Origin of the sequence: Streptomyces sp. CC224B, assembly GCF_030010595.1 — a bacterium.
In the GTDB taxonomy this organism is placed as follows: Bacteria; Actinomycetota; Actinomycetes; order Streptomycetales; family Streptomycetaceae; genus Streptomyces; species Streptomyces longispororuber.
In genome coordinates, this window is record NZ_JASCXL010000041.1 from 31,225 (window position 1) to 56,375 (window position 25,151).

The 25,151-nt window shown below is 73.7% G+C and carries 24 protein-coding genes; 8 read left to right on the top strand and 16 right to left on the bottom strand.

Features of this window, described 5'->3' with window-relative positions; all coding sequences use genetic code 11:
- Positions 1–83 precede the first annotated feature (83 nt).
- Positions 84–626 carry a GNAT family N-acetyltransferase gene (locus QK440_RS18105; protein ID WP_282794158.1) on the top strand — a complete coding sequence of 181 codons (543 nt, stop codon included), beginning with the start codon at positions 84–86 and terminating at the stop codon, positions 624–626.
- A 60-nt stretch (positions 627–686) separates the two neighbouring features.
- The gene (locus tag QK440_RS18110) at positions 687–1,031 is read left to right on the top strand and encodes a PASTA domain-containing protein (protein ID WP_282794191.1); all 345 of its coding nucleotides are present in this window, start codon (positions 687–689) and stop codon (positions 1,029–1,031) included.
- A 72-nt stretch (positions 1,032–1,103) separates the two neighbouring features.
- Here QK440_RS18110 and QK440_RS18115 read toward each other — a convergent pair whose 3' ends face one another.
- The 15 genes from QK440_RS18115 to QK440_RS18185 all read right to left on the bottom strand — a co-directional run bounded on the left by QK440_RS18115 (position 1,104) and on the right by QK440_RS18185 (position 18,285).
- Positions 1,104–3,929 (bottom strand): zinc-ribbon domain-containing protein, encoded by a 2,826-nt coding sequence (locus QK440_RS18115; RefSeq protein WP_282794159.1) that lies wholly within the window; start codon positions 3,927–3,929, stop codon positions 1,104–1,106.
- Between the two features lie 150 nt (positions 3,930–4,079).
- On the bottom strand, positions 4,080–4,775 hold the full coding sequence (locus QK440_RS18120; RefSeq protein ID WP_282794160.1) for a demethylmenaquinone methyltransferase: 696 nt from the start codon (positions 4,773–4,775) through the stop codon (positions 4,080–4,082).
- A 261-nt stretch (positions 4,776–5,036) separates the two neighbouring features.
- Positions 5,037–5,579, bottom strand: coding sequence for a hypothetical protein (locus tag QK440_RS18125; RefSeq protein WP_282794161.1), 543 nt, complete (start codon positions 5,577–5,579; stop codon positions 5,037–5,039).
- A 17-nt stretch (positions 5,580–5,596) separates the two neighbouring features.
- The gene (gene mqnC / locus QK440_RS18130) at positions 5,597–6,796 is read right to left on the bottom strand and encodes a cyclic dehypoxanthinyl futalosine synthase (RefSeq protein WP_282794162.1); all 1,200 of its coding nucleotides are present in this window, start codon (positions 6,794–6,796) and stop codon (positions 5,597–5,599) included.
- Between the two features lie 152 nt (positions 6,797–6,948).
- Positions 6,949–7,701: an A24 family peptidase gene (locus tag QK440_RS18135; RefSeq protein WP_282794163.1), complete on the bottom strand. Its 753-nt coding sequence runs from the start codon at positions 7,699–7,701 to the stop codon at positions 6,949–6,951.
- A gap of 282 nt (positions 7,702–7,983) precedes the next feature.
- Positions 7,984–11,073: a BTAD domain-containing putative transcriptional regulator gene (locus QK440_RS18140; RefSeq protein WP_282794164.1), complete on the bottom strand. Its 3,090-nt coding sequence runs from the start codon at positions 11,071–11,073 to the stop codon at positions 7,984–7,986.
- Between the two features lie 261 nt (positions 11,074–11,334).
- Positions 11,335–11,799, bottom strand: a complete 465-nt coding sequence (locus QK440_RS18145) for a pilus assembly protein TadG-related protein (protein ID WP_282794165.1) — start codon at positions 11,797–11,799, stop codon at positions 11,335–11,337.
- On the bottom strand, positions 11,796–12,299 hold the full coding sequence (locus QK440_RS18150) for a TadE/TadG family type IV pilus assembly protein (protein WP_282794166.1): 504 nt from the start codon (positions 12,297–12,299) through the stop codon (positions 11,796–11,798). The genes QK440_RS18145 and QK440_RS18150 overlap by 4 nt, the downstream gene beginning before the upstream one ends.
- Positions 12,296–12,730: a TadE family protein gene (locus QK440_RS18155; RefSeq protein ID WP_282794167.1), complete on the bottom strand. Its 435-nt coding sequence runs from the start codon at positions 12,728–12,730 to the stop codon at positions 12,296–12,298. Before QK440_RS18155 ends, QK440_RS18150 begins: the two co-directional genes overlap by 4 nt.
- Before the next feature lie 143 nt (positions 12,731–12,873).
- Positions 12,874–13,125, bottom strand: coding sequence for a hypothetical protein (locus QK440_RS18160; protein ID WP_190138676.1), 252 nt, complete (start codon positions 13,123–13,125; stop codon positions 12,874–12,876).
- Between the two features lie 229 nt (positions 13,126–13,354).
- Positions 13,355–14,284, bottom strand: coding sequence for a type II secretion system F family protein (locus QK440_RS18165; protein ID WP_282794168.1), 930 nt, complete (start codon positions 14,282–14,284; stop codon positions 13,355–13,357).
- Complete coding sequence (locus tag QK440_RS18170; RefSeq protein WP_282794169.1) at positions 14,281–15,378, bottom strand: type II secretion system F family protein; 1,098 nt, start codon at positions 15,376–15,378, stop codon at positions 14,281–14,283. The genes QK440_RS18165 and QK440_RS18170 overlap by 4 nt, the downstream gene beginning before the upstream one ends.
- A 4-nt stretch (positions 15,379–15,382) precedes the next feature.
- Positions 15,383–16,690 (bottom strand): ATPase, T2SS/T4P/T4SS family, encoded by a 1,308-nt coding sequence (locus QK440_RS18175; RefSeq protein WP_282794170.1) that lies wholly within the window; start codon positions 16,688–16,690, stop codon positions 15,383–15,385.
- Positions 16,687–17,541, bottom strand: coding sequence for a hypothetical protein (locus QK440_RS18180; protein WP_282794171.1), 855 nt, complete (start codon positions 17,539–17,541; stop codon positions 16,687–16,689). The genes QK440_RS18175 and QK440_RS18180 overlap by 4 nt, the downstream gene beginning before the upstream one ends.
- A gap of 18 nt (positions 17,542–17,559) precedes the next feature.
- Complete coding sequence (locus tag QK440_RS18185; RefSeq protein WP_282794172.1) at positions 17,560–18,285, bottom strand: hypothetical protein; 726 nt, start codon at positions 18,283–18,285, stop codon at positions 17,560–17,562.
- Positions 18,286–18,999: 714 nt separating this feature from the next.
- Here QK440_RS18185 and QK440_RS18190 point away from each other — a divergent pair.
- Positions 19,000–19,911 carry a serine protease gene (locus QK440_RS18190; protein WP_282794173.1) on the top strand — a complete coding sequence of 304 codons (912 nt, stop codon included), beginning with the start codon at positions 19,000–19,002 and terminating at the stop codon, positions 19,909–19,911.
- Between the two features lie 263 nt (positions 19,912–20,174).
- Here the strand turns inward: QK440_RS18190 and QK440_RS18195 are convergent, their stop codons facing one another.
- Complete coding sequence (locus QK440_RS18195) at positions 20,175–20,696, bottom strand: DinB family protein (protein ID WP_282794174.1); 522 nt, start codon at positions 20,694–20,696, stop codon at positions 20,175–20,177.
- 290 nt (positions 20,697–20,986) lie between these two features.
- On the opposite strand from QK440_RS18195, the gene QK440_RS18200 reads away from it, so the two are divergent.
- From QK440_RS18200 to QK440_RS18220, 5 genes are all read left to right on the top strand, one after another.
- Positions 20,987–21,667 carry a hypothetical protein gene (locus tag QK440_RS18200; protein ID WP_282794175.1) on the top strand — a complete coding sequence of 227 codons (681 nt, stop codon included), beginning with the start codon at positions 20,987–20,989 and terminating at the stop codon, positions 21,665–21,667.
- Positions 21,664–22,707 carry a hypothetical protein gene (locus QK440_RS18205; RefSeq protein WP_282794176.1) on the top strand — a complete coding sequence of 348 codons (1,044 nt, stop codon included), beginning with the start codon at positions 21,664–21,666 and terminating at the stop codon, positions 22,705–22,707. Before QK440_RS18200 ends, QK440_RS18205 begins: the two co-directional genes overlap by 4 nt.
- A 247-nt stretch (positions 22,708–22,954) precedes the next feature.
- Positions 22,955–23,995 (top strand): hypothetical protein, encoded by a 1,041-nt coding sequence (locus QK440_RS18210; protein ID WP_282794177.1) that lies wholly within the window; start codon positions 22,955–22,957, stop codon positions 23,993–23,995.
- A gap of 29 nt (positions 23,996–24,024) precedes the next feature.
- The gene (locus QK440_RS18215) at positions 24,025–24,873 is read left to right on the top strand and encodes a hypothetical protein (protein ID WP_282794178.1); all 849 of its coding nucleotides are present in this window, start codon (positions 24,025–24,027) and stop codon (positions 24,871–24,873) included.
- A gap of 10 nt (positions 24,874–24,883) precedes the next feature.
- Complete coding sequence (locus QK440_RS18220) at positions 24,884–25,150, top strand: hypothetical protein (RefSeq protein ID WP_190136667.1); 267 nt, start codon at positions 24,884–24,886, stop codon at positions 25,148–25,150.
- Position 25,151: the final 1 nt, after the last annotated feature.

Consider the following 25,151-nt stretch of genomic DNA (forward strand, 5'->3'; position numbering starts at 1 on the left):
AAGGCTCGAAATCAGTGTGCCGACGGGCACGGGATAAGGGCAGTCTATGAGGCGGTACCGATCAACCACCCGAAGGGCCACTTGTGAGCGACGTGAGCGAGGTGGGCACCGCGCCCCACCGCATCCGCACCGCCCCCGCCGTCCGCCTGCGCGTGCCGACCGACGAGGACGCCTTCGTCTGGCACCGGCTCTTCGCCGACCCCGAGGTCATGGCGTACGTCGGCGGCGCCCCGGCCGAGCCGTCGGTGTACGAGGAGCTGACCGCGCGCCAGCGCCGCCACGACGCGGAACTGGGCTTCTGCCTGTGGACGTTGCTGGACCCCGAGGGGGCGCCCGTCGGCTTCGCGGGCGCCCAGCCGTGGGGGCGGCCGTGGGGTCCCACGGGTGAGATCGAGATCGGCTGGCGGCTCGCCCGCCCGGCGTGGGGCCGCGGCTACGCGACCGCGGCCGCCCGGCAGACCCTGGAGCGGCTGCGCGCGGCCGGCGTGGGCGCGGTGGTCGCGATGGTCGACGTCCGCAACGCGCGCTCCTCGGCCGTGGCCGAGCGCCTCGGCATGGAGCGCGCGGAGTCGTACGTCGCGCCGCGCACGGGACAGCGCGCGCACTGCTACCGCATGGGGTTGTAGTCCGCCCCGGCGGAGCTACCCTTCCCCTACCGCTGGGGGGTGACGCCTGTGAGCGTACCGATGACACCGGAATCCGCCGGGCCGCCGGAGGTGCGCGTACCGCGCCTCGTGGGGCTGATGGCGGCCGACGCCCGCTCGAGGGCCGCCGGGTACGGCGTGCGGCTGGTGGCGGGCGACCGGCCGCGGTTCCACGAGCTGGTCGTGGACTACGTCGTGCGCCAGTACCCCGCGCCGGGCACGGAGGTCCCGCGCGACGCCGCCGTGACCGTGTGGTTCGACGCCGGGCCGGGCGACGGCGGGGGCGGCGCGGGGGTGCGCGAGCCCCGGCTGCCCGAACCGTCGGACGGCGGCCTCCGCCGCGAGCTGGACGAGCCGGGGCAGACGGAGGCCGGGGTCGGCGGGTAGCCGGGGCGGGCCGTCAGTCTGTGACCCGCCGGGTGTCCGGAACAGGACCCGCCGGGTGTCCGGGGCGGGCCGTCAGTCCGTGACGCGCCAGGTTTCCAGGGCCGTCCGGTGCGTGCGCACGCCGTGTCCGGCGGGCCAGACGTCCTCGCGCCAGGAGAGCTGGATCGCGTACTCGGTGCCGTCGTCGGCGACGTAACTCTGGTTGACGGCGTGGATCGTACGGTCCGCCTTGTCGGTGTACGTGTACTCCCACACCGCGCCCGCGCGCCCCTGGAAGGTGTTCCGCTCCAGGCGGATGCGCCGGTAGGCGGACTTGTCGGGGTCCTTCTCGGCGAACCGCTCCATCTTCGCGAGGTTCTCGTACGAGGTGTAGTCGGCGTTCGGGATGACGCCGACCTGGAAGTTCTCGGGCCCGGTCGGACCGGCGAAGGTGGACTGCGTGGGGTTGTCGCCGACTTCCCGGCTCCAGCCCTCGGGCGCCGCGAACGAGAACCCCTTCGGGTCGGTGACGCGCTCCGATCCGGCGGGCACGCTGTCGTCGCTCCCTACGGTCTCGTCGCCGTCCGAGCCGTCCGAGCCGTTCGTGCCGTTCGCGTCGTCGGGGGTGTCCGGGCCGTCCGAGGCGTACGGGTCGGACGGGGGCGTGGGCTCGGTGGCTCCGGTGGCGCCGGACGACTGGTCCTGGGCCGGGTCACGCGGGTCCCGCGGGTCCTCGGTGCGGGTGACGGCGGGGCCGTCGTTCTTGCCGCTGCTGTCGGAGGAGTCCTGGTCGTTGTCCTGCCAGACGAGGACACCGGCCGTGGCGCCGCCGCCGACGAGCAGGGCGGCGGACAGCGTGGCCACCCAGACGCCGACGCGGCCGCGGGGCCGCGCCGGGGCGGGCCGTGCCATCAGGACCTCCTGGGTGGGGGCGGCGGGGTCGGGGGCGTACGGTGCGTGCGGGGCCGGGACGGCGTATGCGGGGGGCGCTCCTGGCGTACCGGGCGCCCGGGGGGTGCCGGACGCGCCGGGAGTGCCGGGGCTGTGGGGCGCGCCGGGTGTGCCCGTCGTGCCCGCGGGGAAGCCCTGCGGCGGCGGGGGCAGCGGCGGTCCCGGCGGAACCGGCGGCACGCCGCCGCGCGCCGTGAACAGCGCCACCACGAGCACCGCCCCCGCCACCCACAGCAGGCCGAACAGCAGCAGGTCGGGCAGGCTCACGCCCGCGTCCACCGAGCCGCTCGCGCTGTTGCCGCCGAACCCGCGCTCCTTCGCCGAGGTCTCGACGCTGAAGCCGCCCACCGCCGCGAGCAGCAGGACGAGGCCGAAGGAGAGGCCCGCGGCCAGGATCTGCTCCCCGCGGCGCGGGCAGCGGCGCGCGGCCACCAGGGCGATGGTGAGGGCGCACGCCAGGCCGAGCGCCAACGCGCCCACCATGGCCCACGAGTTCACCAGGTCCGCGAGTTTCGACAGGCCGAGGGCCTCGCGCTCGTAGTCGTCGCCGTAGCGCGATCCGCCGTTCACCTCGGACTCCAGCGGCGCGCCCCAGCCGAGGCCGAGCGCGCTGATGCCGAGGTTCGGCAGTACGAGGAGCAGCGCGAGGTATGGCGAGACCGCGTCGCCGAGGTCCGCGGCCGGTGTGTCGGAGTCGCCGCTGAAGGCGTCGATCTGCGTGACACCGAGGTACGCGGTGACCGAGGCGAGGACGAGCACGACCGTCAGGGCGCGCAGGCACGCACCGGCCGCGCGCGTGAAGGCCTGCGCGCCGGGGCGCGCGGCCAGCCACGGCGCCGAGCCGTCGCGGTGCAGGACGGCGGCGGAGGCCGCGAGGGCGAGCCCGAGGGCGCCGAGGGTCGCCAGGACCGGTCCCGACGACACCTCCGCGTCCTGGACGTCGGGCTGGGCGAAGAGGGCGAGGACGAGGACGCCGAGCGCGGTGACGACCGCGACGCGGACGGCCGCTTCGAGTCCCGCCGTGCTCCCCGGCCCGCTCTGCCCGCGCAGCCGCATGCCGTTCCTGAGCGCGCGGGCCCCGAGCACGAGCGCCCCGATGAACAGCGCCGTCACCGTGAGCGGCACCAGGTCGACGGCGAAGGTGCCGTCGACCACGGAGCCCGAGGAGGAGTCGCCGAAGCCGCCGCGTTCCTCGCTGCGCGAGAGTTCCACCTGGCCGCCGACGGCCTGGAGGACGAAGGCGAGGGCGAGGCGCAGGCGGTCGGTGAACCCGACGAAGTCCTCGCCCTCCTCCTGCCCGTACGTGGGCACGGCGCACGCCACGGCGGTGAGCAGCAGCACCGCCACCGGCCCCAGCGCCGCCCACACCGACCCGGCCCAGTCGCCGCGCAGCGTCCGCCCGAAGAAGGCGCCGAGCGGGGAGGGGCCCGCCGGGGGCGGGGCGTGGACGGGCGGGGGCGGAGGGCCAGGGGCCGCCGGGGTCGCCGGGTACGCCGGGGCGGCCGGGGTGGGCGCGGCTGCCGAGGAGGGCACGGCTGTCTGGGTGGGCATGGCGGCCGTGGCGGCTGTGGCAGGCGGGGCGGCCGGAGCGGGAGGGGCGGCCGGGGAGGGCGGGACCACCAGGGTCGCGGGGTGGCCGGTGTCCTTGGAGGGGCTCTCGGGGGCTTGCTCGGGCGCGTCGGGGGCCTCGGGCGCGGCCTTGGGTGTGCCGGGGGCGTCCTCGGGCGCGCCGGAGGTGGCCGTGGGCTCGGCGGGGGTGTCCTTGGCCGCGCTGGGGGCGTCCTTCGGCGCGGCGGGGGCGTCCTTGGCCGCGGCGGAGGCGTCCTTGGGCGCGGCGGCCGGTGGGTTTTCGGGCGTGCCTGTCGGAGCTTCCTCCGTCGGCTCCGGAAGGCGTTCCCGTCCGCACTTCATGCAGAAGCGGGCCTCGTCCAGGGATGGCGCCCCGCAGTGCGGGCAGTACGACGACATCGGAACGCTCCGTCTTGGAAGGATCATCAGGGAACGGGTCGGTGAGCGCCGACCGTTGTGCCCCGATCACACCACGTGGCCGGGACATATCAACTGACACATCTTCCCTGGCGCGCGGTTCCCGTCAACCGCCCTGTCCGAAACGGGCGTTCAGCTCTGCTTGAAGCCCCGGTGCAGCGCCACCACGCCGCCTGTAAGGTTCCGGTACGCCACCTTCGTCCAGCCCGCGCCGGTGAGGCGCGCGGCCAGCTCGGGCTGGTTGGGCCAGGAGCGGATGGACTCGGCGAGGTACACGTACGCGTCCGGGTTCGAGCACACTGTGCGGGCCACCGGGGGCAGGGCCCGCATCAGGTACTCGACGTAGACCTTCCGGAACGGCTCCCACGTCGGCTCGGAGAACTCGCAGATCACCACGCGGCCGCCGGGCCTCGTCACGCGCAGCATCTCGCGGAGCGCGGCGTCGGTGTCCTGGACGTTGCGCAGGCCGAAGGAGATGGTGACGGCGTCGAAGGTGTCGTCCTTGAACGGCAGCTTCGTGGCGTCCCCGGCCGTGAACGGCATCCACGGGTGCCGCTGCTTGCCGACCCGCAGCATGCCGAGGGAGAAGTCGCACGGCACGACGTACGCGCCTGCCCGCGCGAAGGGCTGTGAGGAGGTGGCGGTCCCGGCGGCGAGGTCGAGGACCTTCTGCGCGGGGCGCGCGTCGACCGCGGCGGCGACCGCCTTGCGCCACTGCCGGGCCTGTCCGAGCGAGATCACGTCGTTCGTGAGGTCGTACCGTTCCGCTACGTCGTCGAACATCGAGGCGACTTCGTGCGGCTGCTTGTCCAGGGATGCGCGGGTCACCCGGCCTATTGTGTCAGGCCGGGCTTCTCCCTCGGGCGGGGCCTCTGCGCCTGCGGCGGGTTGTTCGCCTGCGGCGGGCTGCGCCTTGGCGTCTGCCGTGTTCGCTTTGTCGGCGGGTGCGGGTTGGGGCTGGTTGCTCGCGCAGTTCCCCGCGCCCCTTACGGGGCTGTGCGGCTGGTCTGCCCCGTGCCGTTGTATGTGGTTGCTCGCGCAGTTCCCCGCGCCCCTTGCGGGGCGCTTTTCTGTGGGGCGGTATGGGTGTCAGCGGGTGCGGTAGAGGAGGCGGCCGTTTACCGCTGTGGCCAGGCAAGTTTGGTCTTCTGCCTGGATGGCGAAGTTCGCCGGGGCGGGGGGTGTGAGGTCACCCGTCGGTGGGGCCGTGGTCGTGACCGTGATGCCTGAACGGGTGACCGCCGTGCGGACCGCGGGGCGGGTGAAGGGGCCCGCCAACGCCGTGGTGCCGGTGGCCAGGAGGCGTTGTACGCCACGGCGGGCGCTGGCGCCCCAGCGGGTGTCGGTCATGTCCAGGGCGGCCAGGGCGGCGCCGGTCAGGCGCTCCGTGCCGAGCTCGTCGGCCTCGCGCGGGTCGGGCCAGTACGCGGACTCCAGGAGGGCGACCGCGTCCGGCTCGTACCGGCCGGGGGTCAGGACCCCGTCCCAGTGCCGGACCCGGGCGCGCCCGCCATACGCCGCGGACAGGTCCTCGTACCGGCCGACGGCCGCGATCCGGGCGCCGTCGACGACGACGGCGTCCGCCCCGGCGGGTCCGGGCCGGACCGCGCGTACGTGGTGCAGCGTCAGCAACGGGCTCTCGCCGGGCCTCAGTTGGCGGCGAGGAGCTTCAGCTCCGGGTGGGCCGTGCCGCCCTCGATGGCGGTGGAGGAGATGTGCGAGGCGACCCGCTCGTCGACCGGATCGTTCGCCGGGTCGTCGTGCACCACGAGGTGCTCGTACGTCGTGGCGCGCTGCGCGGGCACGCGGTCGGCCGTGCGGATCATGTCGATCATCTCGCGCAGGTTGGAGCGGTGCTTGGCGCCCGCGGAGGAGACCACGTTCTCCTCCAGCATCACCGAGCCGAGGTCGTCCGCGCCGTAGTGCAGCGTGAGCTGGCCGGCCTCCTTGCCGGTGGTCAGCCAGGAGCCCTGGATGTGCGCGACGTTGTCCAGGAAGATCCGCGCGATGGCGATCATCCGCAGGTACTCGAAGACCGACGCCTGGGTGCGGCCCTTGAGGTGGTTGTTCTCGGGCTGGTACGTGTACGGGATGAAGGCCCGGAAGCCGCCCGTCCGGTCCTGTACGTCGCGGATCATCCGCAGGTGCTCGATGCGCTCGGCATTGGTCTCGCCCGTGCCCATCAGCATGGTGGAGGTGGACTCCACGCCCAGGTTGTGGGCGGTCTCCATGATCTCCAGCCAGCGCTCGCCGGACTCCTTCAGCGGGGCGATGGCCTTGCGGGGGCGCTCCGGCAGCAGCTCCGCGCCGGCGCCCGCGAAGGAGTCCAGGCCGGCGGCGTTGATCCGCTGGATGGCCTCCTCGACGGAGACCTTGGAGATACGGGCCATGTGCTCGACCTCGCTCGCCCCCAGGCTGTGGATGACGAGCTGCGGGAACTCCTTCTTGATGGCCGCGAAGTGCTTCTCGTAGTACTCCACGCCGAAGTCCGGGTGGTGCCCGCCCTGGAACATGATCTGGGTGCCGCCCAGCTCCACGGTCTCCGCGCAGCGGCGCAGGATGTCGTCGAGGTCCCGGGTCCAGCCCTTCTTGGTGTCCTTCGGGGCGGCGTAGAAGGCGCAGAACTTGCACGCCGTCACACAGACGTTCGTGTAGTTGATGTTCCGCTCGATGATGTACGTCGCGATGTGCTCGGTGCCCGCGTAGCGGCGGCGGCGGACGGCGTCCGCGGCCGCGCCGAGCGCGTGCAGCGGGGCGTCGCGGTACAGGTCGAGGGCTTCTTCGGGGGTGATCCGCCCACCCGTGGCGGCACGGTCGAGCACGGACTGGAGGTCGGCCTTCTCGGTCACCGGGGCGTCCCTTTCGTAAGGTTCGTAAGGGTTGACAGATCTTCTTCAGCGTACGCCAGGGTTCTGGGCGGTCCGCCGTGGGGAGCGGGCGGGGCGGCCGGCGAGTGGCTCGGGGGCGCCCAGGGCGGGCCCGGGGCGGGTCCGGGCGCCGGTCAGGCCGCGTGCGCGCCCAGGAGCACTCCGGCCAGCGCCCCCGCCAGCAGGAACGGGCCGAACGCTATCGCCGTCCTGCGGCCCGCCCCGCGCGCGACCACGAGCCAGCCGCCGTACAGCGCCGCGCACACGAAGCCGGCGAACGTGCCGAGCAGCAGCGTGCCCCAGCCGTACCAGCCGAGCGCCGCGCCCAGCGCGAGGGCCAGCTTGACGTCGCCGAAGGCCATGCCGTTCGGGTTGATCAGGAACAGGACGAAGTAGCCGCCGCTCAGCGTGAGCGAGCCCAGGGCCGCCGTCGTCCAGGAGCCGCCGTGCCCGGGCAGCGCGGCCGCCGCGCCGAGCAGCGCGAGGGCGGCCGCCGCGAGCGGCAGGGTCAGGACGTCCGGGAGCCGCATGACCGCGCGGTCCACGCAGGCGAGCACCAGCGCGGGCGGCGCGAGCAGCAGCCACACCGCGAGTTCGGGCCGGGGGCCGGTGGCGGCGGCGAGGGCGGTGGTGATCAGGGCCGTGAGCACGGCGAGGGTGGTGGCGCGGGGAGCCCGGGCCGCCCCGTCCTCCCCCGCGCAGCCGCAGGCGCCACCGCCGCTTCCGCCCAGCCAGCCGGTGAGCTCGTGGTCGCCGCTCGGGCAGTGGGTGCGCCAGGGCTCGCCGGGCGGGACGGAGAGCCGGTACACGGCGCGGGGCAGCAGGGTGCCCGCTGTCGCGCCCCACAGGGCGGCAAGCGCGGTGATCAGCGTGTGCGGCAAGGTCATCGGTCTCCGTTGCGTGTCGGCTGCGCCGGGCGGTTGGGGGCCCACCGCTACCGCGGCGGGTTTTTCTCCCACCCGCCCACCCGTGGCTCCCGGCGGTGCCCGGCCGGCCCCGGCGCGGAGCGCTTTCCCGCCGTTGCCTGCCGGTTTCTCTTGCGGTCGTCGTTGTCCTGGCTCCACGGTCCTTCACTGCTCCGCCGCTGCCGCGGCGGAATCTCTCCCACCCACCCACCCGTCTCTCCCCGGCTTCGCCCGCCCGGCCATCGAAGGCCCGTGTGGGCGGGGCTAGCTCGCCGTGGGGAGGGTGGTGCGCCAGGTGGGGAGGAGTTCGTCGAGCAGGGCCTCCGTGCGTGGGGGGAGGCCGCGGGTGCCGCTGTGGGTGAGGAGGTCCGCGGCCAGGGCGCGGAGCCGGGCGGGGTCCTGCGTCGCGTGTGTGGCGCGCAGCAGCTCGTTCCACAGGCGCTCGTCGTCGGGGGCCGACGCGCGCGCCGCGGTCAGCGCCTCGACGGCCTGCTCCGCCCGCCCCTTCTCCAGGTGGAACTCGCTGAGCGCGAGCCCGATGTCCGCCACCAGCAGCGGCAGTTGGGCGTCGACTATCTCGTGCGTCAGCCAGCCGTAGCGGCCCTGCGGGCGGTCCGCCAGGAGCGGGCCGCGGACCAGGACCAGGGCGTCCGTGAGCATGCGCCCGCGCACCGCGCGGTTCTCCGCGCCGCGCCCCTGCGTCGCCTCGTGGTACAGCGAACGCAGGACGTCCAGGTCGGAGACGACGGACCTGGCGAGCTTGAGCCGCCCGGTCTCGTCGGTGCCCAGCCGCGGTGTGCCGTCCGGGTCGCTGCCCAGCCACTCGCGGACGCGGTCGACGAGCGCGTCCCGTACGTCCTCGGTGACGCCGCGCGGCCACAGCGCGGAGGACAGGACACGCGGGTGCACCCCCTCGCGGTGGAGCAGCAGCAGCGCGAGCGCCTCGTGCATGAGCGCGCTGCGCCCGGCGTCGGGCGTCTCCAGGCCGATGATCTCGTACGAGCCGACCAGGCGGGCGTACACCGCGGGCCGGCCCTGTTCGCTGACGTCGACGAGGAACGGGGGCGCGGACGGGCCGCCGTCGCCGCCACCGCCGTCCTCCGGGTCCACGGCGCCGAACAGCTCGACCACCGCCTGCTGGAGCGCGTCCGGCAGCGACTGCGCGGTCAGCTCCAGGCCGAGGAGCGGGGCCAGCAGCTTGCCCTCGGCGGTGACCTCCATCTCCCAGGCGGCGCCCGGCAGCCGGCCGGAGTCGGTGCCGACGAGGTAGCCGATGCCGAGCCGCCCGGCGTCCGCGGCCAGCTCGGCGAGCTTGAGGGCCTCGGCCGCGTCGGGCTGGGCCGCGAGCAGCACCAGGTGCGGCGCCCAGCGGGTGTGCCGGGCGGGGCCGGTGCGGCCGGTGAGGACCGAGTCGTGTCCGGCGGCGCCGAGCGCCCCGCGCCGCTGGCGCGTCTCGGCCTCCATGGTCTCGATGAGCGCCTCGACGTCGTCGAGGTGCCGCAGCCGGTTCGGTGCCAGGGGCGTGAGGTCGCGGCCGAAGCCGACGAGCGTGATCGTCATGCGGTCCGACCAGCCGTTGGTGGCCAGTTCGGCGGCGACCGACGCGAACACGGCGGCCCGGTCGGCCGGGGCTCCGCTCAGCGAGACGATGCCCGGCACCGCCTCCAGGTTGAGCAGCAGCCGCGAGTCGTCCATCGTGCCGAGGCAGACCAGGCCCGGGTAGGGCGCCGCCGCGTCCACGTCGCCGTACTGCTCGGCGTGGGTGCGCGCGAGCACCCAGAACGTCTCGTCCTGCCCGAGCCGCCAGGGCGCGGGCGGCCGGCCCTCGGCCTGGGCGAGCTGGAGGTGCAGGTCGCCGTTCGTCAGCCAGGCCGCGTACACCGTCGGCAGGGGGCGTGACTCCTCGGTGAGCGCGGCGGCGAGGCCGCGCAGCGAACGGTCGAGCAGCCGCACGCCCTCCGGGTCGGCGCCCACGAGCAGCGCGTCCCGCGCGTCGGCGGCGCTGCCGCTCGGCGTCGGCGGCTCCATGCCGCGGCGCGCGCCCACCGCGCCCATGGCCGACTGCCACAGCGCCTGCCGCCGGCGCCTGCCGAGCGCGCCGAGCAGCCCGGCCGCGAGCAGCGGCGCCCCGATGAGCGCCTCGGGCAGGCCGAAGGAGGAGTCCGCCGCGTCACCCGTCCCGTCACGCGTGCCGTCATGCGCCCCGTCACGCGTACCGTCGCGCTTCCCGTCATGCGTCCCGTCCACCTCGCGCGCGGGCGCGCCGCCCTTCTCGCCGCCGCGCTCCGCGCCGTCCCGCTCGCCGCCGCGCTCGTCCCCGCGCCCGCCGCCGCCCGGCCGCTGCTCGGGGAGCGTGATGTGCGCCGTGTCCTGGTCGACGGGACCGCGGCCGCCCTGCCGGTCGCCGCTCTCCTGCGCGCCACCGCCCTCGCGCCGGTCCCCGGTCCTCGCGTAGTCGGAGATCTGCTCGCGCACCTCCTTGGACACCTCGGGCGCCTCGTCGGGCATCTCGACGAGTTCGCCGCCGCGGGCGTCGGCGGGCATCTCCATGATCCAGCCTGGCCGGATCAGGCTGGCCTCGGACAGCCGTGAGCCGTCGGGCTGCTCGCGGTCCTTGTTGAGCTGGTAGATCTCCTTGTACCGGCGGCCGTCGCCCAGGTGCCGCTCCGCTATCTCCCACAGGGAGTCGTGGTGGCGGCCCTCGGGGGGCTGGATGCGGTAGAACTTCGTGCCGTCCTCCTTGCCGGTGCCCGCGCTCTCGGCCGCCTGCGCCGCCTGGTCCGCGACGGCGCTCGCCGCGGCCGCCGCGTCCTGCCGCTCCTGCCCGAACAGCCCCGGCGTCCGCTCGGCCGCCGCGGCGGCGGGCTTCTGGTTCCCCTCACCGGCCTGCCCGAACTGCAGCGCCGGCGCGAAGCTCGCGGCCGTGGCGCCGAGGAGCAGCAGCGCGGCGACGAGCTGGCGCGCGAGCACCTGGCTCGGCCCGGCCCCGGGCACCCGGCCCGGCATGCCGACACCGGACAGCGCGGCCTTCACCTCGACGAGCACACAGGCGGTGAACTGGGCCCAGGCGAGCCACACCACCACCGTCAGCACGTTGACGAACGTGCTGACCGTGATCTCCTCCTGGAGCCAGTCCAGGGACGGCGCCCCGTCGGGCAGCGGCCAGCCGACGAAGTACGCGAGCGCCCCGGGCACGCCGACGAGCAGCGCGGCGAGGGCCACGAAGGCGAGGAACGCCTTGACGAAGTCCCCGGCCGAGCGCCGCCGCGTCGGCAACGGCTGCGGCGTCCGGTTCCGCGGCACCGCCGGGGTGCCCGACGGGCCGTTCGGGGAGCGGGTGTTGCGTCGCGCCATGGCGGGTGTCCTGGTCCTGGTCGTGTGGCTTGCGGTCTGCGGTCTGTGGCTTGCGGCTTGTTGCGGGCGGGTGATTGCGATGTTACGGAGGCGGCCGGAGCCCGGTCCGAGGCTGTGGACAAACCCGGGCCTGTGGACAACTCGGTGGTTCGACCGTCTCGTTCGCGCCCCTGCGCGATCTGGCCCGCGCCTCTCCCGCTGCGTTCACACCTGCACCCCGTCCCTCTCGGCCAACACCCCTCCCGACTCGTACACGCCCTCTCACCCCACCTGGTTCTCCGCCACCGCGCGCCCGCGTACCGTCACGTCGCCGCCGAAGACCATCCCGGTGAAGACGAGGCTGTACGTCATGCGCACCTCCACCTCGACCTGCTGGGCGTTGGCCGACACGCAGTGCGTGGCCGCGACGTCGGGGCCGCTCAGGCCCATCTCGCGGGCGAACTTCCGCACCCGGGCGCCGCAGTTCTCGTAGTTGATGGGTGCCTCCTGGCCCTCGTACAGGCCCTCCGTGTCGAGGTCCTGGGCGGCGTAGCGGGCGGCCTGCTCCGCGATGTCCGCGGCGCGTTCGCGCTTGGAGATGGACAGGCCGCCGTCGATCACGAAGGCGGCGAGCGTCAGGAACACGAGCGCGAAGACGATGACGGCGCCCGCGCCCGAGCCCCGGTCGTCCAGGCGCGCGCGGCGGGCCGCGACGAAGCCGCGTACCGCCTGCCGGACTCGTCTCACGCCGACCTCCGGTACGGGTCGAGCGGCGAGCTGAAGCTGGCCTTCAGGGTCGTCGGGACGTCCAGGCCCAGCATCGCCAGGCCCCTGACCTGGCAGCTCACCTCGACGGTGTAGAGGGTGTCGGGAGCGAAGCCCGGGCTCGTCTGCCGGACCTCCACGGGGCCCGAGCAGACGTCCTCCAGGTTCGCCCGCGCCGCCTTGCGGGCCTCGATCATCGCCGTGCCCTGGTCCTTCTGGATGGAGCCCGCGCGGGCCGCGTCCCTGGCCGCGCCGTCGATCGCGCCGCGGCCGTCCACGAGCTGCCCGAAGGCCACCAAAACCAGGATGAACAGGATCATCACGGGCGCGAGGATGACGACCTCGACGGTCGAAAGACCCTGGTCCGCCGCGCCTGCCGTACGCCGCCAGGACCGGACCGCGCCTGCCGTACGCCGCCCGAACCGGCCCGCCCCGGCCCCGAACCGGCCGAACCGGTGGCGCCGCGCCTCCCCGTGTCTCATCCGCCCTCCTCCACGAACCGCTCCACCGGCCCCGCCGACCGCGCGTGCACCGTCAGGTCCAGGCCGGGGAAGACCGACGGCACCTTGGCCGTGATCTCCACGCCGACGGTGTTCCGCTCGGGCTGGATCGTCTTCACGTCCGGGCCGAGCACCAGCTCGGGGCCGAGCTGGCGGATGTACGCGTCCACCACGTCACCCGCCTCGCCGCGCCAGCCGCCCGGGTTCTCGTCGGCCGTGGCACGTGCCTTGCGCGCGCCCGCCTGGGCCGCGGCCTGCGCCACGTGGTCGGCGAAGAAGTACAGCGCGAACTGCACCGTCGCGAAGATCATGAAGAACAGCACCGGGGTGAGCAGCACGAACTCGATCGCGGTCATGCCGGACTCGCCGCGGGCGGAGACGGCCTCCACGCGTCGGCGGACGAACCCCGGCATCCGGTCACGGCTCGGTGCGGCCGCGCCCCGGCCACCGTCACCCCGGCCCCGGTCGCCCCGGCCACCGTCGCTCCGGCCCCGGTCGCCCCGGTTCCCGACTCTCCGGCCCCCGTCGCTCCGCATGCTCGTCAGTGGCCCGACGCTCAGCAGGTCTTGCCCGCGTCGGCGCCCTCGATGCAGTCGCCGACCTTGTCGGCGCCGCCCTTGAGGGCGCTGTTGATGATCGCGGCGACCACGCCGACGATCGCCACGACGACCGCCGAGATGATCACCCACTCGACCGCGGACGCGCCGCGGTCGAGCTCGCCGGAGCGGGCGCGCTGGACCCGGCCCCGCAGGAAGGTCACGAGAAAGTCGATCGCCGGGATGCCGGTGCTGACGTTCCGTCGGTTCATGGTGCGTTGTCCTCTCGAAAAGCAGGATGGTGGGGGGACCCGTGGGGCCCGTGAGGTCGTAGGGAACGGATGAAGCGGACGATGGGACGGGTGGGACACAGGCGCGGTGTGCGGTCGGTACGCGGTCGGTACGCGGTCGGTGCTTGGTGGGTGCGAAGCCGGTACGCGGACGACGCGTGGACGCATGCGCGGACGTGTGCGCCACCGGCGCGCGGAGGGCGGGCGGGGGTCAGACCTGGAACACGCGCATCGCCGCCGGGAAGATGAGGAAGACCAGGAACCCCGCGCACAGCAGGAGCTGGGCCACGAGCATCGACTGCGACTTCTCGCCCGCGCTGCCCTCGATCTCGGCGAGTTCGCGGTGCCGCATCGTCTCGGCGCGCGAGGCGAGCGACTCGCGCACCTTGGCGCCGTCGTCCGCGACGAGCGCCAGGGAGGCGGAGAGGTCCTTCAGCTCCTCGACGCCCAGTTCCTCGCCCAGGGAGCCGAGCGCCTGCCACTGGCTGACGCCGGTGATGCGGGCGTCCGCCAGGGCGTTCCTGATGCGCTGCGTCGCCCAGCCGTCGGAGACCTCCGCCGCCGCCATGAGCGCCTCGGGCAGACCGCGGCCGCCCGCGAGGCTCATGGAGACCAGGTCCAGATAGGCGCCGATGACCCGGCGCAGGTCGCGCCGCTTCTCCTGCGCGTCCCGCCGCGCCTCCAGGTCCGGCAGGAAGAAGAAGAGCACGCCGAACATCAGGGCGAGCCAGACCGGCACGACCGGGCTGCGGCCGAAGCCCATCGTCCAGACGACGGCGAACAGGAACGGGCCGAAGAACACGCCCGCGACCCCGAGCAGCACCTTCGTCGCGAGGAACTTCTCCCAGCTGCGGTCGAGCACCGCCAGGTCGGCCCGCAGGGACCGCTGTTCCCAGCCCTGCTGGAGGTAGAACTCGGCGACGCGGGCGCCCACCCGCGCACGGAGCGCCCCGAAGCGCCCCGAGCCGGTGGTGTCCGGTGCCCGGTGCGCGGACTCGTACGCCGCGCCGCGCGCCCGCATCGCGTCGATCCGGGCGACGGTGGCGACGGCGCTGCGCCTGGTCGGCACCACCGCGCGGACCAGGGCGTAGATGCCGAGGCCGAGCGTGGCGCCGATGAGGATCGGCAGGGTCAGGCTCATCGGCGTACCCCCTCGGAGGACGGGTTCGTATACGGCGGCAGCGGCTGCCCGGGGCGCCCGGCGCCCTCACCGGGCGCCCCCGCACCGGCGCTCGCGCCCGCACCCGCGCCGGTGCCCACGCCCCCGGCCGCGCCGGCGCCCGGACCGGTACCCACGCCCGCGCCCGGACCCAGGCCCGCGCCCCGCGGCCGTACGAACCGCACCCCCGGCTCGTCCCGTACGAGGAAACGGTCCGGCGTCTCGACCGTCGACAGCTTGCGCAGCCACCAGAAGCCGAGGGCGAACAGGCCGCAGACGCAGGCGAGGACGAGCTGGCCGACGGGGGTTCCGTACGGCGACACGAACTCGCGGTTGAAGACGGACAGGCCGAGCACGAAGGCGACCGAGACGGCCACGACGATCTGGACGGAGCGGCGCGTGGAGGCGCGCTGCGCCATCACGCGCTGGCGCATGTCGACCTCCTCTCGCGCCGACTTGGCGAGCGCGCCGAGGACCTGGCGGAGCCCCGGGCCGCGCAGCCGGGCGTTGAGGATCAGCGCCGCGACGATGATGTCGGCGGAGGCGTCGTCGATCTCGTCGGCGAGCGTCTGCAGGGCGTCGGGCAGCGGCGTCCGCGCGCGCAACCGGTCCACCAGCGCGTCCAGGTGCGGCCTGAGCACCGGCGCCGCGGCCCGCGCGGAGGCCGGGATGGCCTGCTCCAGGCCGACCGCGCCCGCGATGGTGTCGCGCAGCGACTCGGTCCAGGCGGCGAGCGCCTCGACCCGTTTCATCTGCGCCCGCTCCTCGGCGGCCCCGCCGAACAGCTTGTCCCAGAAGAAGACGAGGACGCCGGAGGCGATGCCCGCCACCGCCCACCGCGTCAGGAGCAGGACGACGAGGCCGACGCCGATGGCGAGCGAGCCGCGCCGCCCGACGAACCGGACCAGCTCACTCATCCGCTCCCCGGCCGCCCGCTTCTCGTGCTCGGGCTTGGCGGGCAGGCCGCGCAGCGCGACGGCGAACAGGGCGAGCCCGCCGCCGACGGCCACGCCGCAGCCCAGCGCGTAGAGGACGGTCAGCGAGAACAGACCGCCCATGGATCCGAGCGCGTTCATGTGCTCACCCCCACTGTCCGGCGGGCCGGTAGCCGTGGGCGACCAGGTCGTCCAGGCACGCGACCGGGGCGTGCGGGACGACGCGCCCGTCCGGGGTCTGCGCGAAGACCTCGCTGGACAGGACGCGGCCGTCGACGCCGTTGACCTCGCGGACGGAGGTCACCACGCGCTGGAGCCTGCCGCCGGACTGGTAGTCGTTGCGCCGCTGGATGAAGACGACGAAGTTCACCGCGCCCGCGACGAGCATCTGGCTCGCCTCGATCGGCAGCCGCTCGGCGGCCTGGAGCGCGTACGTGGAGATCCTGTTGAAGACCTCGCTGGAGCTGTTGGCGTGGATCGTGGACAGCGAGCCGTCGTTCCCCTGCGACATGGCGTTGAGCATGGTGACGATCTCGTCGCCGAGGACCTCGCCGACGATGACGCGCGAGGGGTTCATGCGCAGCGAGCGCCGCACCAGCTCGGCCATGCCGATGGCGCCCTGCCCCTCGGAGTTGGGCAGCCGCTCCTCGAACGCCACGACGTTCGGGTGCAGGTCGGGGAAGGTGTCGAGGCCCAGCTCCAGGGCGCGTTCGACGGTGATGAGGCGCTCGTGCGGCGGGATCTCGTTGGCGAGGGCGCGCAGCAGCGTCGTCTTCCCGGCGTTGGTGGCACCCGCGATCATGATGTTCTTGCGGGCGCGGACCGCGCAGGCGAGGAAGTGCGCGACCTCGGGCGTGAGGGTGCCGTTGCCGACGAGGTCGGTCAGGAACACCTTGCCCATGCGGGCGCGGCGGATGGACAGGGCCGGGCGCCGGGCCACGTCCATGACGGCCGAGAGCCGCGACCCGTCCGGGAGCCGCAGGTCGAGCTGCGGGTTGGCGGAGTCGAAGGGGCGCGAGGAGAGGCCCGAGTAGGCGCCGAGCACCTGGATGAGCTCGATCAGCTCCTCGTCGGTCTCGGCGACCGGCTCGCCGCGGACCTCGCGGCCGTCGGCGTAGCCGATGAAGACCTGGTCGCAGCCGTTGATGTCGATGTTCTCGACCTCGGGGTCGTCGAGCAGCGGCTGGAGCCGGCCGACGCCGAAGAGCGCGGCGTGCACGGCGGCGGCGTACTGCTCCTCGGTCTCCGCGTCCAGCGGGGTGCGCCCGGCGTTGATCTCCTGGCGGGCGTACTCCTCCAGGATCTGGGCGATGACGGCGCGGGCGTACTGGCGCTCGTCCTCGCTCGTCATCGGTGTGACGCCGGATATCTGGTCCAGGCGCCGCTGCTCGGCGATGCGGTCGCCGGCGTCCTGCCGGAACCGCTTGACCAGCTGGTGGTCGACGGCGCTCATCGTCCGGCCCCCGCGCTCCCGGCGTGGCCCACGGCTCCGGCGGCCGGTCCCGACCAGGCGGCGCCGTAGCTCTGGTACAGGTCGGCCGCCACCTTGCGGGCGGAGCGGATCAGCAGGGACTTGTCGAGCCGACCGCGCTTGCGTCCGGCGAGCTGCGCGGCGCCCGCGGGGTCGTCGGCGAGGGTGCCCACGACGCGGGCGCCGGTCCGCGCGGCCGTGAGCATCTCGTCGACCTGCTGGGCGAGTTTGGCGGAGTGGGCGGGGTCGGCGACGAGCACGACGCCGATGAGCGGGGTCGCGAGGGCGGCGGCGCCGCGCGGCCCGCCGTGGAGCTTCGCCGTCAGGGCGGCGGCGCGGTCGCGGACGCGCGCGAGGGACTCGGGCTCGGTGCGCGCCACCAGCAGCACCAGGGCGGCCTGCGGGAACATCTCGACCACCGCGCTGTCCCCGGCGATCCGGCCGCAGTCGGCGATGACGTCGGCGGGCGCGTGCGGGGAGTCGGCGAGCCGCGCGAAGGCCCGGCCGAGCGTCGGCCAGATCCCGGCGAGCCCGGCGGCCTGCTCGGCGATCCCGAGCCCGACGAGCGCGTCGAGGCCGCCGGACAGCGGCTGGGCGTGGTCCCAGAGCTGGTCCGGTACGAGGCCGCGGCGGGCGGTCGCGGCGATCGACAGCATGCCGGTGTTCGGGTTGAGCGGGCCGCCGTGCGCGGCGGCGCCGCGGTAGACCAGGTCGCCGCCCGCGGGGTCGGTCTCCGCGACGAGCACGCGCCGCGGCCAGACGGCGGCGAGCGCGACGGCGGCGGTGGTGACGCCGGGCGATCCCTTGTCGGCGGCGAGGGCGATGAGGGCCATGGCTGGTGTCCTCGCCCTCTAGTCGCCGGAGCCGGGCACCAGGACGACCGCCACTTCACCGGCCGACGCGGCGCTCGTGAGGGCCGCGGCGTCGTCGGAGTCGACGAGCAGGGTGACGCTCCGGTTGCCCGTGCTGATGGTGGAGTCGTCCTTGGTCACGATCGCGTCGACCCGGGCGTCGGCGACGAGGGGCGTGCTGCCGCCCGCGCCGCCGGAGTCCTTGTCCCGGCCGGAGCCGGAGCCGTTGGCGGCGACGCGGTACGCGGCCACGGTGTCGCCCTGCTTCAGCCCCGCCGGGTACTGGCCCTCCTTCAGGGACAGGCCGACGGACGCCTTGCCGGCGGGCAGACCGGTCCTGGCCGCGAACATCTGGCCGACGACGACGGCGCCGCCGGGGATGGCGCTCTTCGCCTTGAGCTCCTGCAGCGCCTTGAGCTGCTTCCACTTCACGTACTTCACGGAGGTGTCGGAGGCGACCATCACCGGCTCGACCTTGCTGCGGGTGATGCTCTCCCCCGCGGCGATCGAGGCGCCGTCCTTGACCTTCACGACCTCGATACGGTCGCCCGCCCGCAGGACGAGCACCGTGGCGCCCAGCGCGCCCACGAGGATCAGCAGCACCGCCAGCGCGGCCAGCGCCGGTTTGCGCTCGCGAGGAGCCGTGGGAAGTCGCTCACCGGCCACGGGCTGAACCGCCGTGCCGGAACGGTTTCCGCCCGCCCCCGTACGCTCTTGGATCTTCACGCAACCGCTCCCCGTACACCCAAGAAAAAACCGTCATGTGAGACACCTCTGAGGCGTCGCTCCCGGCCTCGGCCGGGGCTCCCTCGGCCCGTCAACCCCAGGCGCTGTGTCAAGCCATCGCACCGTATCAGCAGCACATAAGCCCCTCAAGGTGCGTTACGGATAGCGAACCTCAGGCGTCCCACCCGTCTTCACGCACAGGACGAGGCGCGCGGTTCCAGGCGCTGGAGCCGGATATCACGCACGCCTCGAATGTGCATATGCGAACCAAAACCGCCCACGCGGAACGGCGAGTTCACGCCAACGGGCGGTCGGCCCGCGAACCGTCGGCCCCCCAGGGGACGCAGACGGACGGGGCGGCGGTTCCCGCGGCGGACGCGTGGTGTTGCGCGCGCTTTGCGGGCTTATGCGCGCCCCCTGGGGCGACTTCCCGGCACCCGCCACCCGGAATGGGCGCGGCTCCTTCGCAGAACCCACACAGATGCGGGACGGCGTGCCGGAAGAGGCGCCACCGCACCCCTGCCCTCTTTGCCGGAAGTGCCGCGCTTGTACGTCCAGTTGACGGCGGCCACGCCGGGAGCCGGGCGGAACCCGTGCATCCGTTACGTCATCTCACAGCCCGGTGACGGGCCCCCGGATCCGCTGGGCCCGGGGCCCGGACGCCCGTGCAAGGACCAGCGGCCCAGCGAGAGTTCCACGAGAGAGAAACCCCCCATGAGACTCACCCCCCTTCGCCTCCTTCCCCCCTCCCGTCGCACCGCCCCCTCCCGCCGCGGCCTGCGGGCGGCGGCCGCGGGCCTGGCCGGGGCCGCCGCCCTGGCGGTGGTCGCCACCGGCGCGCCCGCGGCCCAGGCCGTCATCGGCGGCACCGAGGTGCCCAACGACGCGTACCCGTTCATGGTGGCCGTCCTCCAGAAGGGCCCCGGCAGCGTCAAGGACCGCCAGTTCTGCGGCGGCAGCCTGGTCGCGCCGGACACCGTGATGACGGCGGCGCACTGCCTGGTCGACGACGCCCGCGAGCCGCTGAAGCCGAAGCACGTCCAGACGGCCGTCGGCCGCACGGTCCTGTCCCGCGCCGGGCAGGGCCAGATACGCGACGTCGCCCGGGGCGGCATCGTCGTCCACCCGCGCTACCTCAAGGGGCAGGACGCGTACGACGTGGCGTTCATCCAACTGAGCAGGCCGGTGCGGGGCATCAGCCCGGTCAAGCTGCCCACCCAGGGCACCGACGCCCTGCTGCGCCCGGGCCAGAAGGCCACGGTGGCGGGCTGGGGCAACACGGACACCGACCTGGAGCACTTCCCCGACCGGCTGCGCCAGGTGCGCGTGCCGATCCTGTCCCACGACGAGTGCCGGACGAGCTACGGCGAGTACGACTCCAAGGTCAACTTCTGCGCGGGCGTGGAGAACAGGGACTCCTGCCAGGGCGACAGCGGCGGCCCCATCTTCCGTACCGTGCCCGGCCGCGGGGCGCCCCTCCAGATCGGCGTCGTCTCGTACGGCGAGGGCTGCGGCGGCCAGGGCGCGCCCGGCGTCTACGTGTCGGCGAGCTCGGCGAAGCTGTGGAAGACGCTGGGGGACTCGGCCGGGGCGAAGCGGGTGAAGCGGGCACTGGCACGCGGCTGACGCCGGCGGGGCCGGGGCTTGGCGCCCGGCCCGGCAGGCAGGCGTGGCCTGTCATTCGGCGCGCGTCGGCGAACGGCGGGCCCGGCCGCTTCCCGGCACGGGCCCGCTTGTTCCGCCAAGGGCCGGGCACCGCGCGCCAAGGGCCGGGCGCCGCAGACCCAATGCCGGACGCCGAGCACAAGGCACCCGGCCCCGAGGGGCGAAGCCCAAGTCCCAGAGCGAGGTGACGGCCAGGCCGGGTCGCAAGGCGGCGCCGCGGCCCGTCACTCCCCCGTGGCGCCGTCGATCCGCTCCCGGAGCAGGTCCGCGTGGCCGTTGTGCCGGGCGTACTCCTCGATCAGGTGCGTGAGGATGTGCCGCAGGGAGTACGTGGTGCCGTCGTGGGAGCCCGTGACGTCGAGGTCGCGGGCGGCGGCCACCGCTGCGCGCGAGCGCTCGCACTCGGCGCGCCACACGCGGAACGCCTCCTCCACGTCGGCGTCGTCGACGTCCCACTGCGCCGACCCGTCGCCCTGGCGCCCCACCCAGTGGGGCTTGTCCGGCTCCCCGAGCAGGACGCACCGGAACCAGCCACGCTCGACCTCGGCGAGGTGCCGCACGAGCCCCAGCAGGCTCAGCGAGGAGGGCGGCACCGCCCACCGCCGGAGCTGGTTCGGCGTCAGGCCCGCGCACTTGCGCGCGAGCGTCGCGCGCTGGGCGTCGAGGAAGGCGTTGAGCAGCGTGCGCTCGTCCGCCACGCCGGGCGGATCGACCCTGACATCTGTGTGACCGTCATCACTCGGCATCGCCCCATCATGCCGAGGCGCCACCGCCCCCACCAGAGCACGGACACGCACCGGGCCCGGCGCCGTGCGGGCGCGGCCGGAAGTCGTCCGCGCGCCGGTGGGCGCCGCCACCGCGAGGGCCGCCGGGGCGGAGAGGCGTACGGCGTGAATACACCGAGGGAAGCTGCAATTCCGCCCCTTTTCCCCTCATTCAGCCCGGCCGCACCGCAGTTCACTCTGGCGAAACCACGCACCCCGCCGTTAGCGTCATGCCCCTTGACCGCACCCCAGTCTCATTCCGGGAGTCGACCGTGAAGCGCCGTACCGTGCCCGTTGCCGCCGCATTCGCCGCGACCGCGGCTCTTCTCCTGACGGCCTGCGGCGGCGGGAACGACGGGAACACCGCGAACACCGGGAACGACAAGATCGACGGTGCCGAACAGGGCGCCGGAAAGGACGGCAAGGAGCGGAATTCCCCGGCGCCGACCTCCGCACCGGGGGAATCCGCCGACCGCCCCGAGGTGGAGCTGCCCGCCGACGTCAAGAACGTCTTCGAGAGCTGGAAGACCGGTGACCCGCTCAAGGACGCGGCGCTGGCCGACGCGCGGCGGCGTATCGAGGCGACCGACGCGGCCATCACGAGGACGGCGCGGGAATCGGAGGTGATTCCCTTCTACTACAAGGGAGAAGCCCTCACCGGCGCCGCCAGATGGATCTCCCTGTTCACCAAGCAGAACCTGTCCGTCACGGGTACGACGCGCTATTACGCGCCCCGTGTCACCCAGCACGGCAAGACGTCCGTCGGCATTCTCTACTGCGCGGACGAAAGCAAGGCGTACACCAAGAACCGAAAGACCGGAAAGCCCGACAAGACGCCTGTCACCGACAACTCCTACGTCCTCTACAACGCCCGTCTCGACAGGAACAAGCACGGCGTCTGGCAGACCAGCATGCTTAGCTCGGAGAGAGGGAACGCGAAGTGCACGCCATGATCACACGCAGGTCGTGGGCCGCGGCCGGAGCCACCGCCGCCGCCACGCTGCTGCTGATACCCGGCCCCGCGCACGCGGACAAGTCCCCCGGGGCCGGCTCCCAGGGCAGCGTCTCCGCCGGCGGCGGCCGGCAGGGCCAGGAGATCACCTCCGTCATCCGCTACTCGGGCGCGATCGCCGGCGGCAAGGGCGGCAAGGGCGGCGGCGCGATGCAGCCCGTCGGCGACTGGACGCCGCCCGCCTGCTGGTACGAGCCGCGCACGGCCGAGCAGTTCCGCGACCAGGTCGAGCGGAGCTACGAGGAGACCGTGAACACGCCCGGGCAGCACAGCTACGCCAAGCGGGCCGTGGGCATGTTCCGCGACAAGTACAAGGACGGCGAGTACAAGGACTACAACCTGAAGGAGAAGGACAAGGGCGCCTGGTGGGTCGCCGTCCGGGACCCCGACCGGCAGTTCGAGGACGCCGCGCAGGCCTGCGACAAGGAGCCGTTCTGGGTCGAGAACGGCGACCGGCCCCCCGTCGAGAACGCCCTGTCCCCCGAACTCCTCGCCCACCTCGCCTACGCCCGCTTGAGGCTGCCCGACACCGAGGTCTCGCTGGCCCCCGAGGGCACCACCAAGGTGAACCTGCCGACCTGGGCGTGGCTGGACAAGGCCCGGTTCAAGCCCCTGTCGGCCACCGCCTCGGTCGACCTGCCCGGCCTGAACCTGTCGGCCACCACCACGGCGCGCCCCGGCTCCCTCCGGCTCGACCCCGGCACGGAGGACGCGCGGACGCACCCCGCGTCGGGCGCCTGCGCGAAGAACGCCGACGGCTCCGTCGGCGAGCCGTACGCCAAGGGCAAGGGCGACCGGACACCGCCGTGCGGCCTGACCTACCTGCGCTCCTCCGGCGAGGGCACGTACGACCTCAGGGCCACCGTCACCTGGAACGTCTCCTGGGACGGCACGGGCACCGACGGGGACAGGCTCCCGGACGGGGAGTTCGGCGCTGAGCAGCCGGTACGCGTCGAGGAGATCCAGGCCGTCAACCGATGAGTCCGGGGGCGTGGCGTGGCGGATCCCCGCCGGGGGCGGGGTTACGGCCGCTGTGCGACAGGTCCGTCACGACCCCGCAACAGGCTGCCGGGACCTGGCGGGTTGTCCTGTTTTCTTCGGTGGCGGAAACAACTACCCCGCGGCTACCGTCGGCCGCCCGGGGAGGCCTTGTCCCGCAAGGCCCTCAGTACGCCCGTACACGCGTGAGGCGCGGGAGGATCGCGCCGCGGAACCACCAACAAGGAGCATGACCGTGGGCTTCAAGGGGATGGACCCCGTTCAGGCGCCCAAACTGGCGGCCGCCGTCGACGTCATGAGCGGCACGCTCTCCGTCCAGGGCGGACTGATCAGCGGAATCCTCGCGAAATGGGAGGCCAAGGCCGAGGGCGTCTCCGACTTCCCCAAGAAGGCGAGCTGGGCGACGGACGAGGCCAAGGACATCCGGCGCCGGCTCGGCATCAAGGACGACCCCGAGGCGGTGCTCACCTTCGCGAGCCTCGCGGGCGCCCTGGAGACCTGGAAGGAGTTCAAGGAGGGCACCCTCAAGGACATCAAGACGCCGCTGAAGATCCTGACGATCCCCACGGCCATCGAGGCGTCCATCCACCTCTACAACCGCTGGGCCCAGGGGCAGAACGTGGCCGGCGCCCGCGCCGTCTACGAGCTGAACAAGTACTTCGGCGTGGAGGCGGACCGCCTCAAGGCCAAGCGCGGCGAGCTGCTGCGGGAGCTGCTCAAGGACCAGAAGATCCGCAACTGGTACAAGGAGCCCTGGAAGTGGCAGCAGGCGGTGCGCAGAACCGCCGAGCGGCTCAGGATCCCCGGCGCGTCGAAGCTGTTCCAGAACGCGCCGGGCATGGGCAAGTTCGCCTCCCGCGTGCTGCTGCCGCTGAACATCGTCTCCGGCGTCAAGGAGATGGTCTTCCCGACCCACGACGGCGCCCAGGGCTGGGTGGACCGGGGCATGGGCGGCCTCCAGGCGGCGGGCGCGGGCGCCGTGCTCGGCGGCGCGGGCATGGCCACCGCCCTCGGCGCCTCCGCCACCGTCGCCGCGGCCGTCCCGGTCGTCGGCTGGGTCGCGCTCGGTGTCACCGGCGCCTACTTCCTCGGCAGCTGGGCCTGGGACAAGTGGGGCGACGACATCAAGTCCGGGGCGAAGACGGCCTGGAAGAACACCAAGGAGTGGGCCGGGGACGTCAAGGACAAGGGCAAGGAGATCGTCGACGGCGCCAAGAGCGCGGTCACGAACCTCGTGCCCAACGCCGTCAGGAAATACAAGTTTTGGTAAGCGAGCCACGCGAACATCGGACGCCGAAGATGCAGAACCTCGACATAGACATGGACCTCCAGGAGTTCCGCGGAATCCTGGGCGAAGCCCTCGCGGAGGGCGGCTCGCAGCGCCTGCTGCGGCTCACCGACGAGGAGATAGCCGTCCTCGACCCCGACTCGCTGACCGACTGCGTCGCCCCCACCCCCCGGCTCGGCCGGTTGAGCGAGCAGGAGCGCGCGTGGGCGTACGCCACGGCCCTGCGCTCGCTGGTGTCCCGCGAGGCCGTGGAGATCGGCAACATCGACGAGCTCGACGCCCTGCTGCGCACGGCCGACGCCGACCCCGAGACGGCCGGGCAGCCCTCCGGTGTCGACGTCGACATGCGGATCGCGCCGGAGGTCAGCCTGGCCCTGACCCTGCGGCGCAGCGCCGACCGGGCGCTGGCGGTCGAGCAGCACACGTCCGGGGGCGTCGCCCACACCCTGGTGTACGCGCACTCCGCCGACCTGCTCCTGGTGGAGCGGATCACCGCCGGCGGGCTGCACATGTTCAGCCTGGCGAGCTCCGCCGCCGACGCGGCCGAGGTGGTGCGGCTCTTCGTCGACCCGTTCGAGGTCGCCGACCAGGACGGCCGCCCCCAGCAGCTCACCTCCGAGCAGATCGCCGCGCAGAACGTGGGCCGCCCGCTCAACGAAGCGATCAACGGCGCCCTGGTGGTGGGCCAGCTGGTGGTCCTGGCCGACGCGCCGGGCCCGCTCCTGACGACGTACGCCACCGGCGAGGCGGTGTGGACGGTGTACGTCGAGAAGCCGCAGGCGGCCTCCGGCATCACGGCCCGCGCCGTCGGGACGAACACGCTGCGCAAGATGATCACCCAGTTGATCCTGCCGAGCTGAGGGGCGACCCATGTCACGAGAGAGCGAGTGCCGGGAAGACGTACGCAAACTCAAGCGGTACGCGGACGAGCTGGAGCGCTCGGTGGACAACGTCCAGACGCTCAGCGGCACCGACACCTGGAAAGGCCCCAAGAGCGACCGCTTCCGCAGCGAATTCGGCACCCACAAGAAGCAGATCAAAGACGCACTCGCAAATGCGCGAACTGCGATCGACAACGCGTTGAAGCGGGTGGAGCGCGAGGAGGCCGAAAAGAAGAAGGAAGGGAAGGACAAGTAGG

Bases quoted from the DNA above. Each gene is read 5' to 3' on its own strand.
- QK440_RS18180 (WP_282794171.1), bottom strand. From the start codon at position 17,541: ATGGCCCTCATCGCCCTCGCCGCCGACAAGGGATCGCCCGGCGTCACC.
- QK440_RS18110 (WP_282794191.1), top strand. From the start codon at position 687: ATGACACCGGAATCCGCCGGGCCGCCGGAGGTGCGCGTACCGCGCCTC.
- QK440_RS18190 (WP_282794173.1), top strand. From the start codon at position 19,000: ATGAGACTCACCCCCCTTCGCCTCCTTCCCCCCTCCCGTCGCACCGCC.
- QK440_RS18115 (WP_282794159.1), bottom strand. From the start codon at position 3,929: ATGTCGTCGTACTGCCCGCACTGCGGGGCGCCATCCCTGGACGAGGCC.
- QK440_RS18155 (WP_282794167.1), bottom strand. From the start codon at position 12,730: ATGCCGGGGTTCGTCCGCCGACGCGTGGAGGCCGTCTCCGCCCGCGGC.
- QK440_RS18220 (WP_190136667.1), top strand. From the start codon at position 24,884: ATGTCACGAGAGAGCGAGTGCCGGGAAGACGTACGCAAACTCAAGCGG.
- QK440_RS18135 (WP_282794163.1), bottom strand. From the start codon at position 7,701: ATGACCTTGCCGCACACGCTGATCACCGCGCTTGCCGCCCTGTGGGGC.
- QK440_RS18170 (WP_282794169.1), bottom strand. From the start codon at position 15,378: ATGAACGCGCTCGGATCCATGGGCGGTCTGTTCTCGCTGACCGTCCTC.
- QK440_RS18195 (WP_282794174.1), bottom strand. From the start codon at position 20,696: ATGCCGAGTGATGACGGTCACACAGATGTCAGGGTCGATCCGCCCGGC.
- QK440_RS18205 (WP_282794176.1), top strand. From the start codon at position 21,664: ATGATCACACGCAGGTCGTGGGCCGCGGCCGGAGCCACCGCCGCCGCC.
- QK440_RS18140 (WP_282794164.1), bottom strand. From the start codon at position 11,073: ATGGCGCGACGCAACACCCGCTCCCCGAACGGCCCGTCGGGCACCCCG.
- QK440_RS18215 (WP_282794178.1), top strand. From the start codon at position 24,025: ATGCAGAACCTCGACATAGACATGGACCTCCAGGAGTTCCGCGGAATC.
- QK440_RS18165 (WP_282794168.1), bottom strand. From the start codon at position 14,284: ATGAGCCTGACCCTGCCGATCCTCATCGGCGCCACGCTCGGCCTCGGC.
- QK440_RS18175 (WP_282794170.1), bottom strand. From the start codon at position 16,690: ATGAGCGCCGTCGACCACCAGCTGGTCAAGCGGTTCCGGCAGGACGCC.
- QK440_RS18150 (WP_282794166.1), bottom strand. From the start codon at position 12,299: ATGAGACACGGGGAGGCGCGGCGCCACCGGTTCGGCCGGTTCGGGGCC.
- QK440_RS18160 (WP_190138676.1), bottom strand. From the start codon at position 13,125: ATGAACCGACGGAACGTCAGCACCGGCATCCCGGCGATCGACTTTCTC.
- QK440_RS18210 (WP_282794177.1), top strand. From the start codon at position 22,955: ATGACCGTGGGCTTCAAGGGGATGGACCCCGTTCAGGCGCCCAAACTG.